19 protein-coding genes are annotated in these 17,542 nt (G+C 60.7%); 5 read left to right on the forward strand and 14 right to left on the reverse strand.

Annotated features, from left to right (window positions below; translation table 11 throughout):
• Positions 1-16: 16 nt before the first annotated feature.
• From xerD to ACESY8_RS04165, 12 genes are all read right to left on the reverse strand, one after another.
• The gene (xerD, locus tag ACESY8_RS04110; RefSeq protein WP_007489359.1) at positions 17-895 is read right to left on the reverse strand and encodes a site-specific tyrosine recombinase XerD; all 879 of its coding nucleotides are present in this window, start codon (positions 893-895) and stop codon (positions 17-19) included.
• Between the two features lie 26 nt (positions 896-921).
• Positions 922-1,551: a stage II sporulation protein M gene (locus tag ACESY8_RS04115; RefSeq protein ID WP_009256840.1), complete on the reverse strand. Its 630-nt coding sequence runs from the start codon at positions 1,549-1,551 to the stop codon at positions 922-924.
• 318 nt (positions 1,552-1,869) lie between these two features.
• The gene (scfB, locus tag ACESY8_RS04120) at positions 1,870-3,231 is read right to left on the reverse strand and encodes a thioether cross-link-forming SCIFF peptide maturase (RefSeq protein WP_054339241.1); all 1,362 of its coding nucleotides are present in this window, start codon (positions 3,229-3,231) and stop codon (positions 1,870-1,872) included.
• A 75-nt stretch (positions 3,232-3,306) separates the two neighbouring features.
• Positions 3,307-3,447, reverse strand: a complete 141-nt coding sequence (scfA, locus tag ACESY8_RS04125) for a six-cysteine ranthipeptide SCIFF (protein WP_007489363.1) — start codon at positions 3,445-3,447, stop codon at positions 3,307-3,309.
• A gap of 63 nt (positions 3,448-3,510) precedes the next feature.
• Positions 3,511-3,939: a TIGR04086 family membrane protein gene (locus tag ACESY8_RS04130; protein WP_024724072.1), complete on the reverse strand. Its 429-nt coding sequence runs from the start codon at positions 3,937-3,939 to the stop codon at positions 3,511-3,513.
• A gap of 60 nt (positions 3,940-3,999) precedes the next feature.
• On the reverse strand, positions 4,000-4,296 hold the full coding sequence (yajC, locus tag ACESY8_RS04135; protein WP_021631647.1) for a preprotein translocase subunit YajC: 297 nt from the start codon (positions 4,294-4,296) through the stop codon (positions 4,000-4,002).
• A 175-nt stretch (positions 4,297-4,471) separates the two neighbouring features.
• Positions 4,472-5,602, reverse strand: a complete 1,131-nt coding sequence (gene tgt / locus ACESY8_RS04140; protein ID WP_204681290.1) for a tRNA guanosine(34) transglycosylase Tgt — start codon at positions 5,600-5,602, stop codon at positions 4,472-4,474.
• Positions 5,603-5,672: 70 nt separating this feature from the next.
• Positions 5,673-6,983: a cytochrome c biogenesis protein/redoxin gene (locus ACESY8_RS04145; RefSeq protein WP_024724070.1), complete on the reverse strand. Its 1,311-nt coding sequence runs from the start codon at positions 6,981-6,983 to the stop codon at positions 5,673-5,675.
• 2 nt (positions 6,984-6,985) lie between these two features.
• Entirely contained in the window at positions 6,986-7,408 is a 423-nt protein-coding gene (locus ACESY8_RS04150; protein ID WP_007489369.1) for an RrF2 family transcriptional regulator, read from the reverse strand.
• Positions 7,405-8,349, reverse strand: a complete 945-nt coding sequence (gene trxB / locus ACESY8_RS04155; protein ID WP_007489371.1) for a thioredoxin-disulfide reductase — start codon at positions 8,347-8,349, stop codon at positions 7,405-7,407. The genes ACESY8_RS04150 and trxB overlap by 4 nt, the downstream gene beginning before the upstream one ends.
• Before the next feature lie 17 nt (positions 8,350-8,366).
• A complete protein-coding gene (gene trxA / locus ACESY8_RS04160; protein WP_009256835.1) occupies positions 8,367-8,681 on the reverse strand; it encodes a thioredoxin in 315 nt (104 codons plus the stop codon).
• Positions 8,647-8,868, reverse strand: a complete 222-nt coding sequence (locus ACESY8_RS04165) for a hypothetical protein (RefSeq protein ID WP_007489373.1) — start codon at positions 8,866-8,868, stop codon at positions 8,647-8,649. Before ACESY8_RS04165 ends, trxA begins: the two co-directional genes overlap by 35 nt.
• A gap of 65 nt (positions 8,869-8,933) precedes the next feature.
• Here ACESY8_RS04165 and ACESY8_RS04170 point away from each other — a divergent pair, with 65 nt between their 5' ends.
• Positions 8,934-10,088, forward strand: coding sequence for a betaine/proline/choline family ABC transporter ATP-binding protein (locus ACESY8_RS04170; RefSeq protein WP_009256834.1), 1,155 nt, complete (start codon positions 8,934-8,936; stop codon positions 10,086-10,088).
• A gap of 2 nt (positions 10,089-10,090) precedes the next feature.
• The gene (locus ACESY8_RS04175; RefSeq protein WP_034566201.1) at positions 10,091-11,677 is read left to right on the forward strand and encodes an ABC transporter permease/substrate-binding protein; all 1,587 of its coding nucleotides are present in this window, start codon (positions 10,091-10,093) and stop codon (positions 11,675-11,677) included.
• A 63-nt stretch (positions 11,678-11,740) separates the two neighbouring features.
• Here the strand turns inward: ACESY8_RS04175 and queA are convergent, their stop codons facing one another.
• Entirely contained in the window at positions 11,741-12,766 is a 1,026-nt protein-coding gene (gene queA / locus ACESY8_RS04180; protein WP_035300395.1) for a tRNA preQ1(34) S-adenosylmethionine ribosyltransferase-isomerase QueA, read from the reverse strand.
• Positions 12,763-14,337, reverse strand: coding sequence for a SpoIID/LytB domain-containing protein (locus ACESY8_RS04185; protein ID WP_243427560.1), 1,575 nt, complete (start codon positions 14,335-14,337; stop codon positions 12,763-12,765). Before ACESY8_RS04185 ends, queA begins: the two co-directional genes overlap by 4 nt.
• 404 nt (positions 14,338-14,741) lie before the next feature.
• Here ACESY8_RS04185 and asd point away from each other — a divergent pair, with 404 nt between their 5' ends.
• Genes asd through dapB form a run of 3 tightly spaced genes read left to right on the forward strand, consistent with a single transcriptional unit; the run spans position 14,742 to position 17,515 of the window.
• Entirely contained in the window at positions 14,742-15,827 is a 1,086-nt protein-coding gene (asd, locus tag ACESY8_RS04190) for an aspartate-semialdehyde dehydrogenase (RefSeq protein WP_054339243.1), read from the forward strand.
• Positions 15,828-15,837: 10 nt separating this feature from the next.
• Positions 15,838-16,728 (forward strand): 4-hydroxy-tetrahydrodipicolinate synthase, encoded by an 891-nt coding sequence (gene dapA, locus ACESY8_RS04195; protein WP_054339244.1) that lies wholly within the window; start codon positions 15,838-15,840, stop codon positions 16,726-16,728.
• A gap of 19 nt (positions 16,729-16,747) precedes the next feature.
• The gene (gene dapB, locus ACESY8_RS04200) at positions 16,748-17,515 is read left to right on the forward strand and encodes a 4-hydroxy-tetrahydrodipicolinate reductase (RefSeq protein ID WP_054339245.1); all 768 of its coding nucleotides are present in this window, start codon (positions 16,748-16,750) and stop codon (positions 17,513-17,515) included.
• Positions 17,516-17,542 lie beyond the last annotated feature (27 nt).

Below are 17,542 nucleotides of genomic sequence, written 5' to 3' on the forward strand. Positions count from 1 at the left end.
CCCCCCCCCCCGTCAGTCAGGCTCTCGGGTGGGCTTTGTTGTAGACATCCTTCAGCTTCTGGTTGACCAACTGGGCATAGATCTGGGTGGACGAAATGTCCGCGTGTCCCAGCATCTCCTGGATGGAGTGGAGATCCGCGCCGTTTTCCAGCAGATGGGCGGCAAAGGAGTGGCGCAGGGTGTGAGGGGTGATTTCTGTCTGAATTCCGGCCTTCTCCTGATAGTGCTTGATGATCTTCCAAAAGCCCTGGCGGCTCATGCGCTCCCCGCTCATATTCACGAACAGGGCGCGTTCCTGCGGGTGCTCCAGCATCTGGGGCCGCACGTGCTCTATGTAGTCCTGAAGCGCCCGGACAGCCGCCGGGTAGAGGGGGATCATCCGCTCCTTTCCCCGGCCGGAACAGCGGATAAAGCCGGCGGACAGGTTGACATTTTCCAGATCCAGACCAATCAGTTCAGAGACACGGATACCCGTGGCATAAAGCAGCTCCAGCATGGCCCGATCGCGGCAGCCCTTGGCATCCGAGGCATCCGGCTGCTCCAGAAAGAGTTCCACCTCCTTGGAGGTAAGGATGTGGGGCAGCTTCCGCTCTACCTTCGCCGGGGCCAGCCCCCTGGCCGGATTGACGGACACCCTGCCCTCCGCGATCAGATAGCTGTAGAAAGACTTCAGAGAGGCCAGCGACCGGGTTACCGTGGCCGCCGACTTACCCTTGGCCGACAAAAATCTCGTATAAGACTCCACATCCTTCTGTGCGGCCTGCTCCGGCGGAACCCCCTCCCCTTCCAGCCAGTGGAGATACTGGGTCACATCCCGCAGATAGGAGCTCAACGTGTTGGCGGAGGCCCGCTTTTCCTCTGTCAAATAGTGCGCATAACCTGATTGATAATCCATCCGTCCAACACCTTCTCGCAGTATCTCTATAGGCTCAGGAACGTCCCCGCCAGGCTGGACACCAGGCCGGGCACTACAAAGCAGTCCAGCAGCAGACTCACACACAGCGCGACGGCACAGGCGCCGCAGCGGAAAAAATAGAGTTTTCCATAGGGCGGAGGGGTTTTCCCATCCCCCCAGACCCGTCCGGCCAGCACCCGGGCGGCCAGGAGGCCCTGCACCCCAAGCACAAACAGCACCGGCACCGAAAGCGCACCGCTCACCCCAAAGACCAAAAGGGCCAGCAGACAGCCCACGCCGCCGAACAGGCGCACAAATGAGGCAATCGAAAAGGCCAGCAGAAATCCCCGTACCGCAAACAGAAGTGGCAGCCCGAGAAGCCCCAGCGCGGTGAAGCCCAGCAGCAGCGCCAGCAGCGGCCAGCGCACGGTGTCCCACACCAGTGAGGCCAGCGCAGGCGCTGTAATCTCCCCCGCCTGAGCGGCGCGAAGAAATCCCTCCACGTAGGCGGCCAGGCTCTCCTGACCCCCGCCTCCGATATGGGATGCCAGCAGGCATCCTACCAGCCCGCCCAACAAAAAGCAGGCCGCAGTTACCGCCAGCACCGGAATAAGCCCATCCCCTGAAATTCTCCACGCTTCCGCCGCCCTGCGCATCGCCCTCACCTCCCATGGGAGCATATGCGGACAGGGCCTCGATTAGACGCGTGCCAACGGTTTACATGCTAACTATAGCTTACCAGGCCGTCTTGTGCAAGGACGGAAAAGAAAAAACTTCATTTTTGTATATTATGCCAAGTTGTTATGTTTACTTAATTATGTAAACTGTGTATACAAAAAGAGGGGCGCCACAAAGTGTGGCGCTCCTCTTTACTAAAATTATAGTCACTGTTTTTGCCGACATCCGGCTCAATTCATCACTTTTTGTCTGTTTGTAGCGGAGATTACGATTTGTATAATTACGATCTGTATATGTCACTCCGCCATTCCGGCCGCGATCGCCCGCAGAGCGATGGCACACTCCAGCCGCTTTCGCTCCAACTCACAGCCCACACGGTGGGGCTTTTTTATGTCGCCATTGACAAGCAGGTTGGACGCGCTACACCCACCCGAGCAGTAGAACCGTGCCCAGCAATCCCTGCACTCCTCGCGGGTGTAGATGTTCAGTCCGGCAAAGCGGCCCGACAGCTCCTGATCGAAGGTGCCATCATAAAGGCTGCCCAGCTTGTAGTCCTCGTTGCCTACAAACTGGTGGCAGGGGTAAATGTCCCCCTCCGGGGTGATAGCCACATACTCGCAGCCCGCCCCGCAGCCCCGCAGGCGCTTGATCACGCAGGGGCCTTGGGCCAGATCCACATTGAAGTGGAAGAAGTTGGTTTCCGGGTGGTCCCTGAGATACTCCGCCAGGCGCTCGTACTCCGCCTTCAAGGCGGGCAGATCCGCTTCCTGGAGGGCATAGGGGTCGTCCTCCTTTCCCACCACCGGCTCCACCGAGATATTCCGTCCGATGGATGCCAACGCCTTCACGTCCTCGGCAAAGTCCTGATGGAATCGTGTAAAGGTGCCCCGGAGGTAGTAGTCCTTCGTCCCACGACCCTCAATGAGCTTCTGGAACTTGGGCACAATCACGTCATAGCTGCCCTTGCCGTTGACCGTGGGCCGGAGGTCATCGTTGACCTCCTTTCGCCCGTCGATGGAGAGAACTGCGTTGGACATCTCACGGTTGATGTACTCGATGTTCTCATCATTGAGGAGCACACCATTAGTTGTAATTGTAAAGCGGAAGCACTTGTTGTGCTCCTCCTCAATGGAACGGGCGTACTCCACCGTCTTCTTTACGGTATCCATGGCCATCAGCGGCTCGCCGCCGAAGAAGTCCACCTCGATGTTACGGCGGTGGCCCGACTTGGCGATGACGAAGTCGATGGCCCGTTTGGCGGTCTCGAAGTCCATGGTCATGCGGTGGCCGGTGCCGAAATCGCCGGTGGAGGCAAAGCAATACTTACACCGCAGGTTGCAGTCGTGGGAGACATGGAGGCACAGGGCCTTCACCAGGGCCTGCTGCTGCATGGAGGCAGCCTTCTCCCGGTCAATGTAGTCGTCCTCCTCAAAAAGCAGCCCCTCGGCCGCCAGACCGCGCAGCTCCTGCCAGGCCTCCTCCAGGGCGGCTGGGTCGTACTGGGGCAGCCTGGCGCAAAGCTCCGCCGGGCAGTGCTCTCCCATGGGGGGCTGCACCTGCTCCAGAAGGTGGTAGGTGAGCTCGTCCAGCACGTGGACGGCGCCGCTGTTGACATCCACGGCGATATTCACGCCAAGGCATTGAAAGGTATGTACCATATTTGTTCGTTCCTCACTTTATTACGGCATACAAAAAGGGTGGGATGCCCCACCCTTTTCGAGCCAAGTTCGTTTTTACTGGTTCTCGCACTTCTGGTTGGCAACGGTGCAAGAGGTCTTACAGGCGGACTGGCAGGAGGTCTGGCACTCGCCGCAACCGCCGTGGGCGGCGCTCTTCTTCAGAGTCGCGCCGTTGAGCGTCTTCACATGCTTCATTCTGGTTTCCCTCCCATAACGATGGTTTGGAGCGATTATAACACATTCTCCGCCCGATTTCAATTATTTTCTGCGTTTTTTCCGGGCAGGCTTCTTCTTACCCCCGCCGCCCAGGATTCCGGCGGCAGCTCCGCCGCACAGGGAGCCGCACAGCAGGCCGATGCCCCCCGCCTCCAGAGAGACCGTTTCGAAGCAGAGCGCCCCGATGGTAAGCAGCAGCAGGAAGAGCACTCCGCCGGTGGTAAGGCCAACGATCAGCGCCCGGCTCCCACAGCGCCGCACTGCCAGCAGGCCGCCCGCAAAGGCCCCCAGCACACATCCCACGATGGTGAGCTGATACATCAGCTCCTCCCCTGCCAGTCCGCCGGAAATGGCCGCCGACGCCACCAGCAGAAAGACAAAGCAAACCGCCAGCGCGGCCACGCCACCCAGCACCAGCCCCATTCCGCAGCGGATCAGCTTTGCGCTCTGCTCCTCCTCCTTTTTTTTCATAAAAACACCCTCCCTTGGCATGGATTCCTACTGAAACCTATGCAGGGAGGGCGTTCACTATTACTTCTTGTCCTTGGAATCCTTGGTGTCCGCAGGAGCGTTCTCCGTGGACTGGGTGCCCTTGGTGGAGATGGCCCACTTGGTGAACTCCATACGCACACGGTCGGCGCTGGTCTCGATGATGATGGTATCCTCCTTCACCTGGCAGATGGTGCCTACCACGCCGCCGATGGTGGTGATCTCATCGCCCACCGCCAGCTCAGAGCGCATCTTGGCCGCCGCCTTTTTCTTCTTGTTCTCCGGCCGGATGAGCAGGAAATAGAAGACCGCGATCAGGATCACGAACGGCAGAAGCATGCTCAATAAGCTTGCACTATTATTCGTCCCTGAATTTGTCAGCAGAACGCCAGCAGTCTGTGTCAGCAAAATAATCCCCTCCGATTCATACTTTGACGTTAAAACGTCACCAATAGGACATTATAAAGCGAAAAGCAGATTTTGACAAGCCCTTTTCGCCTCATTCACAGAAACTTCACAGCCGCCCGGCCAATTTCTCGGAATACTCCGCCCGGAATGCCGCGAATTGGCCCGCGTCTAACGCCTGGCGGATGCGCTCGGCCAGCTTGTTGTAGAAATAGAGGTTGTGAAGCACCGCCAGACGCATGGCCAGCATCTCCTCCGCCGCAAAGAGGTGGCGCAGATAGGCCCGGGAGAAGGAGCGGCACACCGGGCAGTCGCATTCCGGATCGATGGGCCGCTCGTCCAGCTTGTACTTCTCATTGCGGATATTCAGCGCCCCCGACCAGGTGAAGAGCTTGGCGTGGCGGGCATTGCGGGCGGGCATCACGCAGTCGAAGAAGTCCACGCCCCGGGCCACACCCTCGATGATGTTGGAGGGGGTACCCACCCCCATGAGGTAGCGGGGCTTGTCCGCCGGCATATAGGGCTCCACCGCGTCGATGATGTCATACATCACCTGGGTGGGCTCCCCCACCGCCAAGCCGCCGATGGCGTAGCCCTCGCAGTCGATCTTGGCGGTTTCCTTCATGTGCCAGATGCGCAGCTCCGGGAAAGTGGCGCCCTGATTGATGCCGAAGAGCATCTGGCGGGGATTCACCGTATCAGGCAGGGCGTTGAGCCGGTCGTGCTCCGCCTTGCACCGGGCCAGCCAGCGCAGGGTGCGCTCGCAGGAGGCTTTGGCATACTCATAGGTCGCCGGGTTTTCCACGCACTCGTCGAAGGCCATGGCGATATCAGAGCCCAGGTTGGACTGAATCTGCATGGACTCCTCCGGCCCCATAAAGATGCGGCGCCCGTCGATGTGGGAGGCGAAGGTGACCCCTTCCTCCTTGATCTTGCGCAGGCCCGACAGGGAGAACACCTGGAACCCGCCCGAGTCGGTCAGGATCGGGCCGTCCCACCGCATGAACCTGTGCAGGCCGCCCATCTGCCGCACCACTTGGTCGCCGGGGCGCAGGTGAAGGTGGTAGGTGTTGGACAGCTCTACCTGACAGCCGATCTCCTTCAGATCGTGGGCCGACACCGCACCCTTGATGGCCCCCTGGGTGCCCACGTTCATGAACACCGGCGTCTGCACCGTGCCGTGGGCGCAGGTAAAGACACCCCGGCGGGCCTTTCCCTCTGTTTTCAGGACTTCAAACACGTCAAAACTCCTTTGTCAAAAACTTACCTTTCATAATACCAGAAGGACTGAGCTTTGACAAGAGTATCCCTCATGCTCCCGCCTCAACGCCGTCTATGGTCTGCTGGACAATGGACTCCATCATATCGCCGGTGAGAGCTCCCGGCACATAGCCGAACACATTCCCATCCGCGCCGATCATGAAGGTGGTGGGAAAGGCGGAAATGCCGTAGGAGTAGAATACCTCTCCTGTAACGTCCATCACCACCGGGAAGGTGTAGCCGCCGTCCTCCAGGAACTGCTCCACCTCCGGCTGAGTAACATCCTGATTATAGGGGTACTCCTCCGACTTTGGATTGGCCACGCCCAGAACGATCACATCTCCCTCGTTGTTCCCGTATTTCTCGTAGAGCGCCTGCACCTCCGGCATCTCGCGCTTGCAGGGACCGCACCAGGTCGCCCAGAAGTTGAGAAACACCGTCTTGCCCTCATAGTCGGAGAGGGTATGCTCCTCCCCGTACTGGTCCACCAGGGTGAAGTCCGGCGCGGGAATCACCGGCCGCCCGCTGGCCGCCGGGCTCTCCTCCGGTCCGGCGGGCACGCTCCCCTCTGGTGTGGGGTCCGGAGTTCCGCTTGTCTGAGCCTGGGGCGTTTCGGCCGCTCCGCTGCCCGCCGCGCTGGACAGGTAACTGGTAATGCCGTTCATGAAGCCAGTCAGTGTCATGATGCCCATAAGCACCAGCAGGACCGCGCCCACCTTCACAGTGTAGCGTACCACCCTCTGGTGGCGCTTGAAAAAGCCCAGCACCGCCCCGGTAAACAGTCCCACGGCCAGGAAGGGGATCACAAAGCCGAGGGTGTATACCGCAATCAGCAGGAAGCCGCGGGCGGCGCTGCCCGCCGAAGAGGCCATCAGCAAAACGCTGCCCAGCGTGGGGCCCACGCAGGGCGTCCACGCAAAGCTGAAGGTAAAGCCAAGCACCAGGGCCACCAGCGGGTTCATAGCCCACCGGTCCAGCCGGAAGGGCAGCCGGTGCTCCCGCTCCAGGGCGCCCGAGCGCCCGAACACGCCGAATTGGTACAGGCCAAACAGGATCATAATGATGCCGCTGATGCGGGCAAACCAGGTCTGGTTGCTGCGGAAAAAGCTTCCCAGTGCTGTAAAGCCGAACCCCAGCAGGAAAAAGGTAAAGCTGATGCCCACCACAAAGAACAGGGTGTTGACCAGTACCCTTCCCCTGGGATAGCGGATATTGCCGTCGCTGTCCACGTCCCTGGCGCCTCCCGCCAGATAGCTGACGTAGAGGGGCACAAGGGGCAGCACACAGGGAGAGAAAAAGCTCAGCAGCCCCTGTAAAAACACCGTAAGTACCGGCACGCTCGTCTCCAGTGAAAGACCCATATTCATCTCCTTTGTTTCAAATAAAGTCTGCTGTCCAGCTCAGCCAGGCTGATCTCCGAAAGCCTGCTCCGGCAGCCCTGGTCCAGCTCCTCCAGCAGACCGTCCATGACCTCCGACATACCCGATGCCTCCAGGCAGGGCTGATCCACGCCCCCGCCGCGCCAATTGGTCGACACGAACCGCACCTCTAGCGCCCGGGCTACCTGATCTAATGTAAGGGCGGCGGGATCGCCCACAAAGCGGTAGCCACCCTCATTCCCCTCCTTGGTTTCCACCAGTCCGGCCCGCTTCAGCCCCGCCATGATCTTCCGCACGCGGGCCGGATTGGTACAGATACTGCGGGCCAGCTCCTCACTGGAGAGCTGCTCCTGCCGCCGGTTCAGGCAGATCAGGGCGTGGACCGCCACACAAAACGCACTATTCATGACAGGTTTTTATCCTTTACAGCATCCTCCAACAGGAACTCCTCCGCATAGTGGGCCGCCACGGCCCCGTCTGCCACTGCGGTGACGATCTGGCGCACCGCCTTAGTGCGGGCATCGCCCACCGCAAAGACGCCGGGCACGCTGGTGCGGGTGGTTTCATCCGCCACGATATAGCCCGAGGGGTCCAGCTCCACCTGGCCGGCAAACAGGGCCGTATCCGGCACCCGGCCGATGGCCACAAACAGGCCGTCGCAGAACAGCTCCCGCCGTGCGCCGGTGCGAAGATCCTCCACCTCAACACCTGTCAGGCGTTTCTCCTTGCGCAGAGCGGTAATGCGGCTGTTCCAAAGGATCTCAACGCCGTTTTCCCTCAGCGCGTCCCGATAGACCGCCGAGGCCCTCAGCTCGTCTCTCCGGTGGACCAGATAGACCTTTTTACAAAGCTTGGCCAGATAGAGCGCGTCGCCCACAGCGGTGTTTCCGCCTCCGTTGACCACTACCGTCTTGCCGCGGTAGAGCATGCCGTCGCAGGCGGCGCAGTACGCCACCCCGCGCCCGCGGAGCGCCTGCTCGTCCGGCAGGCCCAGCTCCCGCGGGAACGCCCCCGTGGCCAGGATCACCGCCTCGGCCTCAAAGCTGCCCTCGGTACTCTCGATCCGCTTGGGCCGGCCCGCCAGCTCCACCGAGCGCACCTCGCCGTATACCGTGGACACGCCGAACCGCCAGGCCTGGCGCTCCATCCGCTCTCCCAGCTCGAAGCCGTCAATGCCCTCCTCAAAGCCGGGATAATTGTCAATCCGGTCCGTGGTCGCCATCTGGCCTCCGGCGGAGAGCTTTTCCAGCACCGCCACCGAGCGCCCGCTCCGGGCACAGTACAGGGCCGCCGTATAGCCGCCGGGTCCGCCGCCGATCACAATCACGTCATAGTGCTTTACACCCATCCGGCGCACCTCCTCTCTTACAGTCCGGCCCACTCTACAATCTGCGCCTTTGAGCCGGGGGCGATCAGCGGCTCTCCCGCCTGTCCATTCCGAAATACCAGCAGCGTGGGGATGGTCTCCACCCCAAACCGCTCTGCCAGCTCCGGCTGCTCGTCCACATTCACCTTGCCGACCACCATCTGCTCCCCATACTGTCCAGCCACCTGGTCCACCGCAGGGGCAATACGCCGGCAATAGGTGCACCAGGGCGCCCAGAAGTCCACCAGAACCGGCTTCTCCGCCCTCAGCACCTGCTCCTCAAAATTTTCTTTCGTGATGACGATCGCTTCCATTACATTCATCCTTTCTGTTTGCCCTTTTCTTTTCTACTGGAGATAGGGTTCCAAGCCTTTGCGGCTTCCACTCATACTTATTTGTAATTTTTTTAGTTACAGTTTGTACTGTAACTTTAGCAGATACAGAATGATCTGTCAAGCGAATTCTCCCTGCCTTAACAAATTCTTTATCTAAATCCGTCAATCCTTACTCCATTTCAATCCACTCCATACTACAATAGGGATCATTCAGAAAGGAGCTCCTTTGCTGTGATTGAATTGAAAAATCTCTACAAGTCATACCGCGGAAAATCGGTACTGATGAACATCAGTCTGACCATCCAGGACAACGAGTTTTTTGTCCTGATCGGTTCCAGCGGATGCGGGAAAACGACCCTGTTGAAAACGCTCAACAAGCTCAACCCCATTGACAAAGGCGAGATTCTCATCAATGGCACCCCCATCAACCGGATCAAGGTGACCCAGCTTCCCCGCCTGATGGGCTATGTCGTCCAGGAGGGCGGCCTGTTCCCCCATATGACGGTGGAGGACAACATCGCTCTGGCCATGCGTGTGGCCGGGTACCCCAAGGAAAAAATCTACGACCGGATCACCGAGCTGCTGGAGCTGGTCAACCTGGAGCCGGACCAATACCGCAGCCAGTACCCCTCCCAGCTCTCCGGAGGCCAGCGGCAGCGCATCGGCGTAGCCCGCGCCTTTGCCGCCGACCCGGAGATCATCCTCATGGATGAGCCCTTCTCCGCCCTGGACCCCATGACCCGCGCCGAGCTCCAGGACGAGGTGCACCGGCTCCAGCTCCGGTTCCACAAGACCATTGTTTTCGTCACTCACGACATGGATGAGGCCGTCAAGCTGGCCGACCGCATCTGCATCCTGCAAAACGGCCATGTGGTCCAGTGCGACAAGCCGGAGAACATCCTCAAGCATCCCGCCAACGAGTACATCAACTCCTTCATCGGCAAGAACCGCCTGTGGGAGAACCCCTCCTTTATCCGGGCCGAGGACATCATGCGCCCCCGCCCCATCACCATCTCTCAGAGCCGCACAGTGGTGCAGGCGGTACAGCTCATGCGGCACTATAACATCGACAGCCTGCTGGTCACCGGTGACGACAATAAGTTTGCCGGTATGGTGTGGCTCCAGGATCTGATCGGCATCGACCAATACAGCTCCCCGGTCTCCTCGTTCCTCTCTGACGATTATCTGTCCGTCCGGGTGGACGACAGCCTGAGCACTGTACTGGAAAAGGTAGCGGACTATGGCGAGAAGGACTTCGGCATCCTGCCCGTCCTGGATGCGGAGGGAGCCATTCGCGGTTTCCTGAACCGGAGCAGCCTCCTCTCCACCCTGAGCCGCCGTTTCATCGACGAGCCGGTTGAGCGCGACGAACAGGAGGGTGCGTAATTATGGGCATTTCATTCTCTCTGTCCTCCTTCTGGGAGCTCCTGGTCTCCCGCTGGCCCGAACTGGTCACCGAGCTTTTCCGCCACATCAACATGACCACACTGGCCCTGCTCATCTCCCTGGCCATCGGTGTGCCGCTGGGCATCCTTATCACCCGCAACCAGACAGCGGCCAAAATCGTCATTGGCATCGCCAACGTCATGCAATCCATCCCCTCCATCGCCCTGCTGTCCCTGGCCGTCTGCTTTCTGGGCATCGGCACGGTGCCCGCCATCCTGATGGTCTTTGTGTATGCCTTCCTCCCCATTCTGAAGAATACCTATACCGGCATCATGAGCGTGGACCCAAAGAACCTGGAGGTGGCCCGGGGCATGGGCTTGACGCGCACGCGCTGCCTGTTCCTGGTGGAGCTGCCCATCGCCGCCCCCTTCATCATGGCCGGTATCCGCATCGCCGCCGTGGCCTCTGTGGGCACTATGACCATCGCCGCTTTTGCCGGTGCCAAGGGTCTGGGCTGGTTTATCAATCTGGGCCTCAACTCCCTGAATGTGGAGATGATCCTGCTGGGCGCCGTCCCGGTCTCCCTGCTGGCGCTGCTCTTCGACTTCATCTTCGCCAAGCTGGAGCAGGCGGTCACCAGCGAGGGCCTGCTTCCCAACGAGCAGATTCAGAACCTGCCCAAGAGGGTCATCCGCCGCCGGCAGGTGATCGCCGTGGGCGTGTGTGTCGCCCTGGTGGTGGTCGCCATCGGGGGCGGCCTGTCTAACAAGAAGTCGGAAAAGCACATCACCGTAGGTTCCGCCAACTTTACCGAGGTCTACATCGTGGGCAACATCTACAAGGAGCTCATCGAGGCTAAGACCGACATCGAGGTGGACACCACCTTTAACCTAGCCAGCACCTCCCTGGAGATGACCGCTATGGAGAACGGAGACATCGACATGGTGGTCGATTATTCCGGTCAGGTGTATCTCTCTGTGCTGGGCCTGCCGCTGAACACCGACCCTGACGAGGTGTATGATATCCTTGTGGACAAGATGAAGAACGACTACAACATCGCCGTCTCCGCCCCCCTGGGTTACAACAACACTTACGCCATGAGCGTCCGGCCGGAGATCGCCGAGCAGTATCAGCTCGAAACCCTCACCGATCTGATGGCCGTAGCACCCGAACTCCGCCTGGGCTGTACCGCCGACTTCACCCAGCGGGAGGACGCCCTTCCCCGTCTGGAGTCCACCTTCAACACCGAGTTCGCCGAGGTCAACGCCCTGGACGTGGCCGTGCGCTACACCGCCATCGACAGCGGCCAGGTGGACGTCATCGACGCCTTCGCCACCGACGCCCTTCTCTCCAAGTTTGACCTGGTTCAGCTGGAGGATGATGCCAGCTTCTTCCCGCCCTACTACGCGGTCAACTTTATCCGTCAGGAGTGTCTGGACAAGTATCCCGAGCTGGAGGAGGTGCTCGCCCTGCTGGACGGCCGCATCTCCAATGAGGCAATGGCCGCCATGAACGCCGAGGTAGACCTCGAGGGCAGAAACGCCGCCGATGTCGCCCATGACTTCCTGGTGGAAGAGGGCCTTATCTGACCCATACAAAAACCGGGGTTCCCACAACTTGTGGGAACCCCGGTTTCTCTTTTTCGTTCTGACTCAGCCGATGAACATCGCATCTCCAAAGGAGAAAAACCGATAGCGCTGCTCCACCGCCTCCTTATAGGCGGCCAGGACATGCTCCCGCCCTGCCAGGGCGGAAACCAGCATGATAAGCGTGGATTCGGGCAGGTGAAAATTGGTGATAAGACAGTCCAGCGCCTTGAAGCGGTAGCCGGGATAGATGAAGATATTCGTCCACCCCGCGCACTCCTTCAACGTGCCGTCCTCCGCCGCCCAGCTCTCGATGGTGCGGCAAGAGGTGGTACCCACACAGATGACCCGCCCCCCTTCCCGCTTGGTACGGTTGATGGTCTCGGCGGTCTCGGCGGAGATCATGCAGTATTCGCTGTGCATCTCGTGGTCGGTGATCTCCTCCTCCTTCACCGGACGGAAGGTGCCCAGGCCCACATGGAGCGTCACATAGCAGACCTTTACCCCCATTTCCTGCACCTGCTCCAGCAGGGCACGGGTAAAGTGGAGTCCGGCGGTGGGTGCCGCGGCGGAGCCGACCTCGCGGGAGTAGACAGTCTGGTACCGCTCGGGGTCGCTCAGCTCCGCCTTGATGTAGGGCGGCAGGGGCATCTTGCCCAGCCGCTCCAGGGTCTCCAGGAAGATCCCCTCATACTCGAAGCGGACCAGCCGGTTGCCCCCCTCGCATACCTCCACCACCTCGGCCTTGAGGGAGCCGTCCCCGAAGGACAGCCGCGTCCCCGGCTTCAGCTTGCGGCCGGGGCGCACCAGGCACTCCCACACCTTGTCCCCCCGGTCGATGAGCAGCAGCACCTCCACCGCGCCGCCGGTGGGCTCCCGATGGCCCAGCAGCCGGGCGGGCAGCACCCGCGAGTCGTTGAGCACCAGGCAGTCCCCCGGGCGCAGGAGGGTAGGCAGATCAAAAAAATGCATGTGCCGGGTGGCTCCGGTCTCCTTGTCCAGCACCAGCAGTCGGGAGGCGTCCCGCCGCTCCAGCGGGGTCTGAGCAATCAGCTCCTCCGGCAGATAAAAATCAAAATCAGCGGTTTTTATGGCTTGCGCACCTCGATTCCAGTATAGTAAAAGGTCAGAATATCCTTGTAAGTATCACCCTGCTGGGCCATGGCATAGGCGCCCCACTGGCTCATGCCCACTCCGTGCCCCCAGCCGGACCCAGTGATGGTAAAGACGCCGGAGCTGCCGGCCGACGCGGAGGGCTTCACCTGAGAGGTGACGCCGTCCCCGCCGATGGCATAGACCTGCCCCTCAGTCAGTGTGCTCACTGCCCCACTCCCATCCACGGCATAGGCTCCGTTCAGTGTACTGAGGGAACCGGTGCCATTGACCGCGTAGCCTCCTCCGCTGCCGCCCGATATGGTGTAGTGCTGGGAACGCAGCCCCAGGAAGGTGCGGCACGCCTCCCGCGTCTTGCTCCAGCTCCGGCCGTTGGCATCGGTGAAGGTGATCTCGATGGCATTTCCGGTGGGACTGGTCTTGGTCACCCGGAAATCCACGATGGTGCTGTTTCCATAGCCTTTGCTCTGGAGCAGCTCGGTCAGCTCCTGGGCGGTATAGGTCACCGTCCAGTTGTAGTTAGAGATACGGTCCACGACGGAGGCCTCATAGGGGTCAATCTTCCCGATGAGATAGGGGTAATCCCTCCCCCACACGTTGACGGCGCTCTCGCTGGCTCCGCCGTTGTGGGAGGAGTAAACCGCCTGGTCCGCCACCCGCCCGTTGTACCACAGATACACCCCGCTGGTCTCCTCCACCGCCCGGCGGCTGTTGTCGCTGGCGGTAGCGATACCCACGTAGGCCTGACAGTCAGTGGTGTTGCACAGGTCGAAGCCCTGGCTCTGGTGCTTGCCCGCCTGGAGCTTTCCATAGGCGTAGCTGCGGGCGCAAACCGTCTGGGCTTTCAATGCCTCCAGGGGCCATGAGGGGCTCATCTCCTGGACGATGACGCCCTGGAGATAGTCGTCCATGGAAAGCACATTGACCACCGTGATGTCCCCGCCGTTCCGGCGGTATTCAAACGCCCCGAAATAGGAATAGCCCCGGAAGTAGGTTTCCGCCTTCACCGTGTCGTCCCGGTCGGGCTTAACCGCCAGATACAGGCCGGAGGTGCTGTCAAACTGAAAGAGGACCGTATTGGTGCCCGTCTTTACCACAGAGATCCCCGCCCCCGAGGTGCCCGCCACCGTGGCCCCGGTCAGGCCGAGGGAGGCCTGGGCCGCCTGGGCGGATGCACTGTCCAGGAAGGAGCCCACCCGCACATAGTAGGTGCCGTCGATCCAGGCCGGGAAGCCATCGCTGTACTGTGCTGCGGCGGCCGATGCCTCCTCAAAGGTGGCGTAGGTCTGGGGGAGCTGGAGATGGTAACACCCCACGGCGATGTCGGAGGTCTTGCTGTCGTAATAGCCGGAGCCACTCCAGTCCACATTCGACCCGTAGTACACATTCTGGGTTTTCACCATGGAGACCGTCGTCTCGCTGGTGTAGCCCAAGAGCTGGAAGGTCAGATCGCTGTCAAAGTAGCCGAAGCGGTAGCCGCTGCCCACGTCGTTGGCCAGGTTGGCCCCCGACAGGGCGTTTCCGCCGTAGAACAGGCCCACCCGGACCATCGGGTTGGCCTCCACCGAGGCCGCACCAGCCGGAGCAAGCCCACTTATCAATAAAATTGCAAGACAGGCAGTTACAAGCCGCAAAATATTTCCTTTTACCCTCTGCTTCATTGAATCACTTTTCAACTCTCTTTCATTGACACATGGGCTCCATCTGTGGTACAATCTTTGAAAACTAATCAGTATCAGATGCAGGATAGGAGCCGTGGCGGTTTCAAAAATGACAGGGAGCGCCCTGCACCTAAGTTGGACTGCGCCGTAGCGGCATCGTCTTTGACATTATAGTACAAAATCAGCGGACATGTAAACTGCTGATTTTCTTTTTATATGAAAGTCCTCATTTTCCCAGTCTCAAACAAGCTGGATCTGGAATAGGATATTATGGAACGACGGAGGTATTGGTTATGGAAAAGTACAGAGTTGGCGTCATCGGCGGCACCGGCATGGTCGGTCAGCGCTTCGTTACCCTTCTGGAGAACCACCCCTGGTTTCAGTTGACCGCCATCGCGGCCAGCAGCCGCTCTGCGGGCAAGACCTACGAGGAGGCCATTGGTGGCCGTTGGGCCCTGGATGTCCCCATGCCCGGGGAGGCCAAGGACATGGTAGTGCTCAACGCGGAAACAGACATCGACCGGATTGCCGCCCAGGTGGACTTCGTATTCTCCGCGGTGGACATGAAGAAGGAGGAAATTCAGGCCCTGGAGGAGGCTTATGCCCGCCGCGGGTGCCCCGTGGTCTCCAATAACTCCGCCCACCGCTGGACGCCCGACGTGCCCATGGTGGTGCCGGAGATCAATCCCGAGCACCTCCGGGTCATCGAAGCCCAGCGCAGGCGTCTGGGAACGGAGCGCGGCTTTATCGCCGTCAAGTCCAACTGTTCCCTGCAAAGCTATGTCCCCGCCCTCCATCCCCTGCGCGCCTTCGGCCTGGAGCAGGTGCTGGTCTGCACCTATCAGGCCATCTCCGGTGCGGGCAAGACCTTCGAAACCTGGCCGGAGATGGTGGACAACGTGATACCCTACATCGGTGGTGAGGAGGAAAAGAGCGAGCAAGAGCCCCTGAAGCTGTGGGGCCGGGTGGAGGACGGCGTTATCGTCAATGCCGTAGGCCCGTCCATCACCGCCCAGTGTCTCCGCGTTCCCGCCTCCAACGGCCACATGGCAGCCGTTTTCGCCCGGTTCCGGAACAAGCCCTCTCTGGACGAAATCAAAGCCGCCTGGGCGGGCTTCCAGGGCCGTGCCCAGGAGCTGGCCCTGCCCTCTGCCCCCAAGCAGTTCCTGCACTACTTTGAGGAGCCTGACCGCCCCCAGACCCGGCTGGACCGGATGACCGAGGGCGGCATGGCCGTGTGCATCGGCCGGCTGCGTCCCGACACCCAGTACGACTACAAGTTCGTCTGTCTGTCCCACAACACCCTCCGCGGCGCGGCCGGCGGTGCGGTTCTCCTTGCTGAGCTTCTCTGCGCGGAGGGGTATATCCAAAGGAGGTAAACCCCATCTTATGCGAGAGCCTGTTTTCACCGGAGCCTGTACCGCCATTGTCACCCCCTTTGACCAGAGCGGCGCCATTGATTACGGCTGCTTCGGCCGCCTGATCGACCAGCAGCTCGACCACGGCGTGGATGCCATCTGTGTCTGCGGAACCACCGGCGAGAGCGCCACCCTCTCTATCCGGGAGCACATCGCCGCCGTGGCCTTCTGCGTCAAGCGGGTTAACCACCGGGTGAAGGTCATTGCCGGCGCGGGGAGCAACGACACCTCCGCTGCCCTCTACCTCTCCCAGCACGCCCAGGACTCCGGCGCGGACGCCCTGTTGCTCGTCACCCCCTACTACAACAAGGCGTCCCAGACCGGCCTCATTCAGCACTACACCTACATAGCCGACCGGGTGGAGCTGCCCATCCTTCTCTACAATGTACCCTCCCGCACCGGCGTATCCTTTACCGCCGAGACCTACCAGCTTCTCTCGCAGCACCCCAACATCAACGGGGTCAAGGAGGCCAGCGGAAACTTCTCCCTGCTCTCCCACACCCGCGCCCTCTGCGGCGATGACTTCCACATCTGGTCGGGCAACGACGATCAGGTGGTGCCCATGATGAGTCTGGGGGCCAAGGGTGTCGTTTCCGTGGCGGCCAATCTCGTCCCTGAGGTGATGGTTCAGATGAGCCACCTCTGCCTGGAGGGCCGATTCCGGGAGGCCGCTGCGCTCCAGATCGAGTACACCGACCTCATCGACGCTCTCTTTCTGGAGGTCAACCCCATCCCCATCAAGACTGCCCTGAATCTGGCCGGCTATGAGGTGGGGTCCCTGCGCCTCCCCCTTTGTGCCATGTCCGACGGACACCTGGAGACCCTGCGCCGCGCCATGGAGAGCGTTCACCTGCTCCAGTAGCGGAGAAAGGATGTGAACTATGGTTCAACTGCTCCTCTCCGGCTGTAACGGCCGGATGGGCCATGCGGTAGAGGCTATCTGTGCCGCTGAACCGGAGCTGGAGCTGGCCTCCGGCTTTGATCTGCTGGGCGCGGATATCCACGATTTCCCGGTATATGCCTCCCCCGCCGAATTTCAGGGAGAGGCCGACGTTGTGGTGGACTTCTCCAGTCCCTCGGCCCTTCCCGCTCTGCTGAGCTTCGGCCTGGAACACAGGATGCCCCTTGTGCTGGCCACCACCGGCTATGACCAGGGACAACTGGAGGAGATACAGCAGGCTGCCCGTTCCATCCCTATCTTTCGCTCCGCCAACCTGTCCCTTGGCGTAAACATCCTCGTCGAGTTGGTACGCCGGACCGCAGCGGTGCTGGGTGGGAGCTGTGACATCGAAATCGTGGAGCGGCACCACAACAAGAAGATGGATGCCCCCAGCGGGACGGCCCTCATGCTGGCAGAGGCCGCGGCAGACGCCCTCCCTTGCCAACCGGAGCTGGTCTGCGGCCGGCAGGGTATCCGGCGGAGCCGGGAGCGCTGTGAAATCGGCATCTCCTCGGTGCGGGGCGGTGGAATTGTGGGCGACCATGAGGTGCTCTTTGCCGGGCGGGATGAGCTCATTGAGCTGCGGCACTCCGCCCTGAGCCGCGAGGTGTTTGCCTCCGGAGCGGTTCAGGCTGCCCGGTTTCTGGCTGCCGGGCAGTCCCCCGGTCTATACTCCATGGCGGACTTGGTGACCTATTTGGGCCTCTAAAAGGGAGGTGGGGGGGGGGGGGGGGGG

This window comes from Clostridium sp. ATCC BAA-442 (genome assembly GCF_964239415.1).
Taxonomy (GTDB): domain Bacteria; phylum Bacillota; class Clostridia; order Oscillospirales; family Oscillospiraceae; genus Flavonifractor; species Flavonifractor plautii.

What these genes read in the sequence shown, in the direction of transcription:
- xerD (WP_007489359.1), bottom strand. Translation starts at nt 895, where the DNA reads ATGGATTATCAATCAGGTTATGCGCACTATTTGACAGAGGAAAAGCGG.
- ACESY8_RS04115 (WP_009256840.1), bottom strand. Translation starts at nt 1,551, where the DNA reads ATGCGCAGGGCGGCGGAAGCGTGGAGAATTTCAGGGGATGGGCTTATT.
- scfB (WP_054339241.1), bottom strand. Translation starts at nt 3,231, where the DNA reads ATGGTACATACCTTTCAATGCCTTGGCGTGAATATCGCCGTGGATGTC.
- scfA (WP_007489363.1), bottom strand. Translation starts at nt 3,447, where the DNA reads ATGAAGCATGTGAAGACGCTCAACGGCGCGACTCTGAAGAAGAGCGCC.
- ACESY8_RS04130 (WP_024724072.1), bottom strand. Translation starts at nt 3,939, where the DNA reads ATGAAAAAAAAGGAGGAGGAGCAGAGCGCAAAGCTGATCCGCTGCGGA.
- yajC (WP_021631647.1), bottom strand. Translation starts at nt 4,296, where the DNA reads ATGCTTCTGCCGTTCGTGATCCTGATCGCGGTCTTCTATTTCCTGCTC.
- ACESY8_RS04145 (WP_024724070.1), bottom strand. Translation starts at nt 6,983, where the DNA reads ATGGGTCTTTCACTGGAGACGAGCGTGCCGGTACTTACGGTGTTTTTA.
- ACESY8_RS04150 (WP_007489369.1), bottom strand. Translation starts at nt 7,408, where the DNA reads ATGAATAGTGCGTTTTGTGTGGCGGTCCACGCCCTGATCTGCCTGAAC.
- trxB (WP_007489371.1), bottom strand. Translation starts at nt 8,349, where the DNA reads ATGGGTGTAAAGCACTATGACGTGATTGTGATCGGCGGCGGACCCGGC.
- trxA (WP_009256835.1), bottom strand. Translation starts at nt 8,681, where the DNA reads ATGGAAGCGATCGTCATCACGAAAGAAAATTTTGAGGAGCAGGTGCTG.
- ACESY8_RS04175 (WP_034566201.1), top strand. Translation starts at nt 10,091, where the DNA reads ATGGGCATTTCATTCTCTCTGTCCTCCTTCTGGGAGCTCCTGGTCTCC.
- ACESY8_RS04185 (WP_243427560.1), bottom strand. Translation starts at nt 14,337, where the DNA reads ATGGTCCGGGTGGGCCTGTTCTACGGCGGAAACGCCCTGTCGGGGGCC.
- asd (WP_054339243.1), top strand. Translation starts at nt 14,742, where the DNA reads ATGGAAAAGTACAGAGTTGGCGTCATCGGCGGCACCGGCATGGTCGGT.
- dapA (WP_054339244.1), top strand. Translation starts at nt 15,838, where the DNA reads ATGCGAGAGCCTGTTTTCACCGGAGCCTGTACCGCCATTGTCACCCCC.
- dapB (WP_054339245.1), top strand. Translation starts at nt 16,748, where the DNA reads ATGGTTCAACTGCTCCTCTCCGGCTGTAACGGCCGGATGGGCCATGCG.